Below are 8,374 nucleotides of genomic sequence, written 5' to 3' on the forward strand. Positions count from 1 at the left end.
GAAATATCTAGCAAGTCGGCGAAACGAAATCCCGCTTCGAGGGCACGGTGATTTGCCGCTTCGATGACGGGACCATCAGCGACCGGATCGGAAAAGGGAACACCGAGTTCGAGGGTATCGACACCGTTTTCTCCCAGTGCCAATGCCAAATCAACGGTAAAATTTTTATCAGGATAACCTGCGGTAATATAAGCTACGAGTTGCTTCACGCTTTCTCCATATCGGGTAAAATAAGTAAATGAAATGAAATTTTAGAGAGTTCGTTATCCATTTTAAAATCTTCCTGCCATTGTAAGAATATATCTGAAATACTAATAAACCAGTTAATCGTCTCTTCATTAACCACTTGATCACGAGACCTCAAGTGTTCAAGAGCATCTTCAACAAATGTTGCCATGCGAACCATAGGCTGAATCTGTAAATAACCAGATGCTGATTTAATATTATGAAAAATACGAAATAACTCTTCTATACTACGATGGTAACGTTCGGTATTCCCCAAATCGATAATCAAAGACTCCATAACTTCTGTCATCATCGCGTAATGATCTAAAAATTCATCAATGATTTCAAAATCGAAATTGGCTTCTAGAACACTCCGTATCCCCATAATGAACTCTCCTATTATGGGTGAATTATATCGAGCTTTTCATTAATCATCTGTTTTAAAATGTCATACAAATTCTTTGAGAGGGAAATTTTGGGTAAACTATCTCCATTAATACACATGAGAGTTTAGACACTAATGAAAAAACTGACAATCGGTTCGATTCAAAAACGCAAACACTCCCTTCCGCTCGTGATGATCACGGCATACGATGCCCTTTTCGCCCGTCTTTTGAGTGAAAGTGCTGATATCCTCCTCGTCGGTGACAGTCTCAATATGAGTTTTGGAGGCAACCCCGATACTCTGAGTACAACGATGGATCAAATGATCTATCACACCAATGCCGTTTGCAAAGGAGCCTCTGAGGTGTTTGTCATCACCGATATGCCTTTTGGGACGTATTGCGATGAAAAAACCGCTCTTGAAAATGCTATCCGTGTCTATCGCGAAACCCCCTCAGATGCAATAAAAATCGAAGGGGGAGCCGACAAAGCCCATTTGGTACGCCATCTCACTTCCAACGGAATCGCCGTATGCGGTCATATCGGACTCCTCCCCCAAGCGTTTCGTGCTGAGGGAGGATACAAGGTCAAAGGCAAAACCGAAGAAGAGACCATCTCGTTGATCGCTGATGCGCAAGCTATCGAGAAAGCGGGAGCTTTTATCATTGTTATCGAAGGGGTTAAAGCGAATGTCGCAGAGCGCGTTGCTCAAAGCGTCTCTATCCCTGTGATCGGTATCGGAGCAGGTAATGGCGTAGATGGTCAAGTACTCGTCTTTTCCGATATGTTGGGGCTGTATGAGCCGTTTGTCCCGAAATTTGTCAAACAATACATGAACGGGGCTGCTGCTGTCAAAGAAGCAATAAATAGTTATAAAAATGAAGTACAAAGCAAGGAGTTTCCAAATGAAAATTTTATCTATTAGTTTAATCCTATCTGCACTAGTATTTAGCGGATGTTTCAATAAATGGGGAGTGGGCGAACATGCTTTATTGCATAATATTGCAAAACAAAATTGTGATAAGATAAAAAGCTTAGATGAACGTCAACAATGTCTTCAAGAACATAACGAACCTTTTAATCCCAATAAATATCAAAAGACGAATTAATAAATGGAACGGATAGTTGAAATCGAAAAATTCAATGCCGAAGAGGTTACCGAAACCTCACTCCGCCCTAGCAGTTGGGATGGATATATCGGACAAGAGCAGATCAAAAAAAATCTAAGTGTTTTTATTGAGGCGAGTTCCAAACGGCGCGAAGCCCTCGATCATGTCCTCTTTTACGGCCCTCCCGGTTTGGGGAAAACGACGTTAGCCCTCATCATCGCCAATGAAATGGGGAGCAATATCAAAGTCACCGCCGCACCGATGATCGAAAAAAGCGGTGATCTTGCCGCCATCCTCACCAACCTCGAAGAGGGGGATATTCTCTTTATCGATGAGATTCACCGCCTCTCTCCGGCCGTTGAAGAGATTCTCTACCCGTCGATGGAAGATTTCCGCCTCGATATCATCATCGGTAGCGGCCCTGCGGCACAGACGGTCAAAATTGACCTCCCCCGTTTTACCCTCATCGGAGCAACGACCCGTGCGGGGATGCTCTCGAATCCTCTAAGAGATCGCTTCGGGATGAATTTTCGAATGCAATTTTATTCTCCCGATGAGCTGTGCAGTATCATCACCCAAGCCGCCACAAAACTGGGCAAAAGCATCGACGAAAAGGCAGCACACGAAATCGCCAAGCGCTCACGCGGAACCCCTAGAATCGCATTACGACTGCTAAAAAGAGTTCGAGATTTTGCCGACGTTGCCAACGAAAATACTATTTTGCATGAACGCTCCCGCTACGCCCTCGATCAGCTGGGGATCAACGCCAACGGGTTTGATGAGATGGATATACGTCTACTGAAACTGCTGATGGATGCCAAAGGACGGGCGATGGGGCTCTCCACTATCGCCGCCGCACTCAGCGAAGATGAGGGGACGATTGAAGATGTACTAGAGCCTTATCTCCTTGCCAACGGTTATTTGGAACGAACGGCTCGCGGACGGGTTGCAACCGCTAAAACCTATGAACTTCTCAAATTTGGAATACCTCAAAGCGGTTTATTTGAGTAAGGTATGAGTATGAAAAAAGAGCACTTTACCCTCGCATTGTTATTGATCGTTTCGTACGGAATCTACGTTTTGTATGAACCGTTTTGGATGAGTATCATCGTCGCTTCGCTACTTGCTATCTCTACCCACCATATCCAAATGGGGTTTTTTCATCTGACTAAAAGCCGTTTTTGGGCATCTGCACTCTCTACTTTAATGCTTGGATTGCTCTTTTTTGCACCACTGGGATATTTCTTATTTCATATCTCCATCATGATGCAAAATATTGACCCGATGATCATGAACACGATGGAAGCAAAAATTCATTATTGGATCACTCACCTCCCCCCTTCTCTCTCCCGTTTCGAAGCAAAAGTAGAGGCATCATTAGTCAAGTTTGATCCTACCGCATTCAGCCAGCACATCATCGCTTACGCTTCTCAAATCGGAAGCTTTGCGATGTCGTTTCTCTCGGGTACCCTTTTTATACTCATTTTCTATTTCATTGCCCATTACTACGGACGGGATATTTTTGAATTTTTCAAACGCTCTGCTCACTTTCCACAGCAAGAAAGTACTCTCATTATGTTCGAAATGCGCTCTTCCATGAGTGTCGTTTTTTATTCCATTCTCGCTACTGCTGTATTTCAAGGTGCATTATTTGGGATTGCTATCGAATACATGGGATACAATGGTTTGCTCTTTGGAATTATGTACGGCTTTGCATCCTTGATCCCTGTGATAGGAGGTGTTATTATGTGGCTTCCGTTCAGTTTATTTGAACTCACATTGGGCAATACCGACAATGCCCTTTTTATCGCACTCTATACAATTATCGTAATTTCTGTCGTTGCCGACACCTTTATCAAACCGATAATTATCAAAATAATCAATCAAAAGTTAATCAAACCTCAAGAGAAGATTAATGAACTCATAATCTTTTTTGCCATCTTGGCAGGGCTAGCGACATTCGGTTTTTGGGGAATGATTATAGGTCCGGCTATCACGGTACTCTTTTTAACGTTGATGAAAATCACCGAAGCTCAGAGTGAAGAGGTATCTCATTAATATTGTTAATACTAGATTGTCATAGTATTGACATGATTCCTCTATACTCTCAAAGTATAAATATAACCCAATGGAGAAACCCAATGAAAAAGATTCTAAGTATCGCACTGATCCTCGGTGCAACAGCGTTAATGGCATGTCCCATGCAAGGCGGTATGGGCGGAGATAAAGGCGGTATGATGCAAAAATGCGAATGCAACACGAAAAAGCTCCCACCTATGATGGAAAAACTGGGTCTTGATGACAAACAAAAAGAACAAGTTACCGCACTTCGTGAAGAAGGAAAAGCATTCCACAACAAACAGCATGACAAAATGATGGCAGTACTCACAGTTGAACAACGTGCTAAACTTGAAGGTATGAAAATGATGATGGGAGAAATGGGTTCAAAAAACTGCCCAAATAAAGGTGATATGAAAGATATGAAAGATATGAAAGATATGAAAGATATGAAGGGAATGAAAATGGGTGAAGACAAAATGGGCTGCAAAAACTGCGAGCAAAAATAAAAAACGATGATTAAAATCCTCCTGATTGAAGACGACCTCGAAATATCGGATCTTTTGACCCAATATTTGAGCCGTTATCAGATGGAGGTTATCTCTTACGCTCACCCCAAAGTAGCACTAAACTCCTTGGGAATCGAGTCGTATGATCTCGTGTTACTCGATCTCACCCTCCCCGATATGGATGGATTGGATGTCTGCAAAGCACTTCGTGAAAAAAGCGACATCCCGATCATCATCTCCTCGGCTCGGAGTGATTTGGGAGACAAAGTGATCGCACTCGAACTCGGTGCCGATGACTACCTCCCAAAACCCTATGAGCCCAGAGAGCTGGTAGCCAGAATCCAAAGTCTCCTTCGTCGCATCAACGGCAAAACGATCCAAGCGAGCAGTGACACCTTTCGTGTCGATGAAAACGGCATCTACAAAGAGGGGGAACTTCTCCCCCTTACCCGTGCCGAATTTGAGTTGTTATCACTGCTGATCAAACATCACCGTCAAATCATCTCCCGTGATTTTATCGCCAACAATGTCGAATCGATCGGGTGGGAGAGCAGTGAGCGGAGTATCGACGTCCTCATCAGCCGAATACGCCAAAAAATCGAACCCAATCCAAAACACCCTACCCTTATCCGCTCTATTCGCGGAATGGGATACCAATTTACCCTATGATCTCACGCCGTCACTCCGTTTTTTTTAAACTACACGCCTTTTTTTTTCTCGCACTGATCGTATTGGTTTTGCTTTTTGTCTCCGCACTTCATGAGCAAGAACGTCAAAAACTTCACCTTCTAGCTCACCGTTCCATGGAACTCTCTCGTATCATCGATGAGACAAAAGCACGTAGCTGTATGGAAAAGAACCATGAGTTAGCCGAAGCGGGTTTTAAAGTGATGGAGGCAAAAACCCGAAAATGCGAAGCCATAAAACTCCCCCCCCCGATGCAATCGAAACTCCGCTCTCGCAACGTGAAAGTCACCATTTACAAAGATGATGTCGGATTTATCTATGAGCTCTCAGAGGGGCATTGCACGATGCTCTACCGCGATACGGCGGAGGGGAGAACTTACTATTTCGTTTGGTTTTTATTTTTCGCCCTTTTAGGCGGGTTAGTGAGCATGTATCTACTGCTGTGGAGCAATCTCAAACCCCTCAAATATCTCTATAAACAGATTCAACGCTATGGTGAAGGGGAGGAAGTCCTCAATAGCACCAATAACGGCAAAGATGAAATCGCCCTCATCTCCAACGCCCTCTACGATGCACTTGAGAAACAAAACAGACTCAAAAAATCGCGTGAACTTTTCTTGCGCAATATCATGCACGAGCTCAAAACTCCAATTACCAAAGGGAAACTCATCGTCGAACTCGAAGATCCGAGCCCTAACCGTAATCTGCTTGCTAAATTGTTTTTACGGCTGGAGCATCTGATTCACCAAATGGCGGATATCGAAAAAATGCACGCTTTTTCCCTCAAACGGCATGACGTTTCCATCGCGACGATGGTCGATACTGTAATCGATCATCTCCTACTCGATGAGAGCAATATCCACCTCATCGGATGTGATCAAAACATCCATGTCGATCCAACCCTTTTTACAAGTGCACTAGAGAATTTGATCGATAATGCCTACCGTCATGCGACCGCTTATCCGATTGAGATTATCTGCGATGGGAGTACCCTCTGCATTAAAAATGAGGGAGAGCCTCTAAAACGTCCTGTCGAAGAGGCGTTACAGGCATTTGTAACTGAAAGAGGAGACGGAGGGTTAGGATTGGGGCTCTACATCGCCCAATCGGTGTGTGAGCTGCACCGCTTTAATTTAAATTACGAGTACAAAGAGGGGATACACCATTTTTGTATCCGGTTTATCTAATTCGTCATTCCCGACTTGATCGGGAATCCAGCTTTAATTCAAAGAGATGGATCCCCGGGTCAAGCCCGAGGATGACGAAAAGCATCCCCTTCTAAAGCTCAGAAGTAACTATATACGTTCCATCAAATCCAACTAATTTGTTTTGTGAATCAAAGAAAAAATTTAAAATAACGAGTCGATACAAACCATATTGGCAATAAACAAAAAACTTATTACCCTCTTCAGTGTAGCGTAAATCATCATTTTTTAAGATGGATATAACTTGATCTTTATCCATTCCAAGTGTAAAATGACGCTCAATAATTTTGCTTGCATCATTATATTTTATTATTGTTTTACTCTTGTTTTACTCTTGTTTTGGGATTCAAGTGCAATTATTTCCCAAATCATTTTTGATTTGATATATGTATCACCTTTAAGCATTCCATCGGAAAAATGTCTCATTTCTGTTGCACAACCAGTCAAACACCACCCCGCACTGAAAGAAAATAGAGTTATCCCAATATAAAAAAACCATTTTTTCATCAAATAACCTTTCTATTTTTCCCTTTAAAATAAACCCACAAAATCGCTGATACTCCTGCCATCGCAAAACTAAGCGCCATCCCCAGCGTCATCCATTCCCCTACGATATAGCCGATCTGCGCATCGGGAGCGCGGTAAAATTCGACCGCTCCCCGTCCAATTCCGTATAAAAATCCATACAGCAAAATCAACTCGCCCTCGAACGCTTTACGGTGACGATACGCAAAGATGATCACAAAGACCACAATCCCCTCGACAAATGCTTCATACAGCTGCGAGGGGTGACGGAGGGTATCATAAACATAAATCCCCCACGGCACATCGGTAGCACGTCCGACAAGTTCTTGATTGAGAAAATTTCCGATCCGCCCGAACACGTATGCGAGTGGCACCGATACCGCCACTAGGTCCATAAGCCGACCAAAAGGGATCCCGTGACGATGATGATACAGATACGAACCGATCAAAAATCCGAGTATTGCCCCGTGAAAACTCATCCCCCGAATCCCGACAAACTGTCCGTCCATAAACGGATTAAAAATCTGCCACGGCTGCGTGAGATAGTACATCGTGTGGGTATCGTAAAAGAGGATATATCCCAATCGTGCCCCCAAGATCACCCCTATCTCCGCATAGATAAAATAATCGTCCAACTGATCTTTAGTAATATCGATATTATCTTTTTGGACAATCCATTTCGCAATCACGAGGGCACCCAACAGCGCAAGGACGTACATCAACCCATACCAATGAACGGGAATAGAAAAGATGCTAAATGCTACGGGGTTAAAATGCTCGTAAATATGATTCCAGTATTCCATTATGGTTCAATTCCTTTAATATCTTTTTGAAGTTCACTTAATTCATCTTCGATAAATTCCTCTATCGATTCCAAAGAAGGGAGATTAATTTTGTATTTGGAAACAAAAAGCTGATTACTAAGCCCAGCCGTAGCATACTCTACTTTGGTATGATTTTTCGTCGCACACAGTATCAGACCGATAGGTGGATTGTCGCTTTCCGCCATAATTTCGTTTTTGTAGTAATTGAGATAAAAATTCATCTGCCCGACATCAGCATGAGAAAACTCTCGGATTTTTAGATCAACCAATACATGACATTTTAGCACCCGATGATAAAAGACCAAATCGATTCGGTCATGCTCGTTATCTATCGAAATCCGTTTTTGACGTGCCTCGAAACAAAACCCATTGCCAAGTTCGAGTAAAAAGTCTTGTAAATGGTTTAACAATGCCATCTCTAAATCGTTTTCACTGTATTTCGCTTTGGTCTCCAACCCCGTAAATTCTAGAATATAGGGGTCTTTGATAATCTGTTCAGGCAGTAGTGTTTCGGTTGCAGACGTAATCGATGCAATTAGCTCTTTTTTATTGGTCGATAATCCTATTCGCTCATAGGTTTGAGCGTAAATTTGTCGTTGCAGTTCTCGAACACTCCAATTTCCTTTAATCGTCTTAACTTCATAAAACAATCTTTTTAAGGAATCATCAATTTTTATCAGTTCGATAAAATGGGTAAAAGTACAAGAATTAAGAAGTCTAAAAATGTCTATTTGATATTTTGTAGATTTTCCAGTCAATGACTGGACTTTTTGATAATTTAACCTAAATTGGTCAGGCACTGACTGGACAATCTGTGGGTACGATATATAGAACAATCTAAAGTAATT

The 8,374-nt window shown here is 42.6% G+C and carries 12 protein-coding genes; 7 read left to right on the forward strand and 5 right to left on the reverse strand.

The annotated features are described in order from the left end of the window. Both WA010_RS01300 and WA010_RS01305 read right to left on the reverse strand, forming a co-directional pair. Nucleotides 1–209 (reverse strand): tryptophan synthase subunit alpha (locus WA010_RS01300; RefSeq protein WP_422555371.1); only part of this gene is annotated, 209 nt, incomplete at its 3' end. Then, a complete protein-coding gene (locus WA010_RS01305; RefSeq protein WP_422555372.1) occupies nt 206–610 on the reverse strand; it encodes an Hpt domain-containing protein in 405 nt (134 codons plus the stop codon). The genes WA010_RS01305 and WA010_RS01300, both read right to left, overlap by 4 nt. Nucleotides 611–745: 135 nt before the next feature. Here WA010_RS01305 and panB point away from each other — a divergent pair, with 135 nt between their 5' ends. The 7 genes from panB (at nt 746) to WA010_RS01340 (ending at nt 6,159) form a co-directional block, all read left to right on the forward strand. Then, nucleotides 746–1,534 (forward strand): 3-methyl-2-oxobutanoate hydroxymethyltransferase, encoded by a 789-nt coding sequence (gene panB, locus WA010_RS01310; protein WP_422555373.1) that lies wholly within the window; start codon nt 746–748, stop codon nt 1,532–1,534. Next, nucleotides 1,515–1,718, forward strand: a complete 204-nt coding sequence (locus tag WA010_RS01315) for a hypothetical protein (protein WP_422555374.1) — start codon at nt 1,515–1,517, stop codon at nt 1,716–1,718. Before panB ends, WA010_RS01315 begins: the two co-directional genes overlap by 20 nt. Before the next feature lie 3 nt (nt 1,719–1,721). Further along, nucleotides 1,722–2,729 (forward strand): Holliday junction branch migration DNA helicase RuvB, encoded by a 1,008-nt coding sequence (ruvB, locus tag WA010_RS01320; protein ID WP_422555375.1) that lies wholly within the window; start codon nt 1,722–1,724, stop codon nt 2,727–2,729. A 9-nt stretch (nt 2,730–2,738) separates the two neighbouring features. Beyond that, a complete protein-coding gene (locus tag WA010_RS01325) occupies nt 2,739–3,776 on the forward strand; it encodes an AI-2E family transporter (protein ID WP_422555376.1) in 1,038 nt (345 codons plus the stop codon). A gap of 83 nt (nt 3,777–3,859) precedes the next feature. Continuing rightward, entirely contained in the window at nt 3,860–4,285 is a 426-nt protein-coding gene (locus WA010_RS01330; protein WP_422555377.1) for a hypothetical protein, read from the forward strand. A gap of 6 nt (nt 4,286–4,291) precedes the next feature. Further along, complete coding sequence (locus tag WA010_RS01335; RefSeq protein WP_422555378.1) at nt 4,292–4,954, forward strand: response regulator transcription factor; 663 nt, start codon at nt 4,292–4,294, stop codon at nt 4,952–4,954. Continuing rightward, on the forward strand, nt 4,951–6,159 hold the full coding sequence (locus WA010_RS01340; RefSeq protein ID WP_422555379.1) for an ArsS family sensor histidine kinase: 1,209 nt from the start codon (nt 4,951–4,953) through the stop codon (nt 6,157–6,159). The genes WA010_RS01335 and WA010_RS01340 overlap by 4 nt, the downstream gene beginning before the upstream one ends. Before the next feature lie 327 nt (nt 6,160–6,486). Here WA010_RS01340 and WA010_RS01345 read toward each other — a convergent pair whose 3' ends face one another. From WA010_RS01345 to WA010_RS01355, 3 genes are read right to left on the reverse strand one after another with little or no spacing between them, the layout of a single operon-like run. Then, a complete protein-coding gene (locus tag WA010_RS01345) occupies nt 6,487–6,684 on the reverse strand; it encodes a hypothetical protein (protein ID WP_422555380.1) in 198 nt (65 codons plus the stop codon). Further along, the gene (gene lgt, locus WA010_RS01350) at nt 6,684–7,505 is read right to left on the reverse strand and encodes a prolipoprotein diacylglyceryl transferase (protein ID WP_422555381.1); all 822 of its coding nucleotides are present in this window, start codon (nt 7,503–7,505) and stop codon (nt 6,684–6,686) included. Before lgt ends, WA010_RS01345 begins: the two co-directional genes overlap by 1 nt. Continuing rightward, entirely contained in the window at nt 7,505–8,326 is an 822-nt protein-coding gene (locus tag WA010_RS01355) for a PDDEXK nuclease domain-containing protein (protein ID WP_422555382.1), read from the reverse strand. Before WA010_RS01355 ends, lgt begins: the two co-directional genes overlap by 1 nt. Nucleotides 8,327–8,374: the final 48 nt, after the last annotated feature.

The sequence above is a fragment of the Sulfuricurvum sp. genome, assembly GCF_049305995.1.
GTDB lineage: Bacteria > Campylobacterota > Campylobacteria > Campylobacterales > Sulfurimonadaceae > Sulfuricurvum.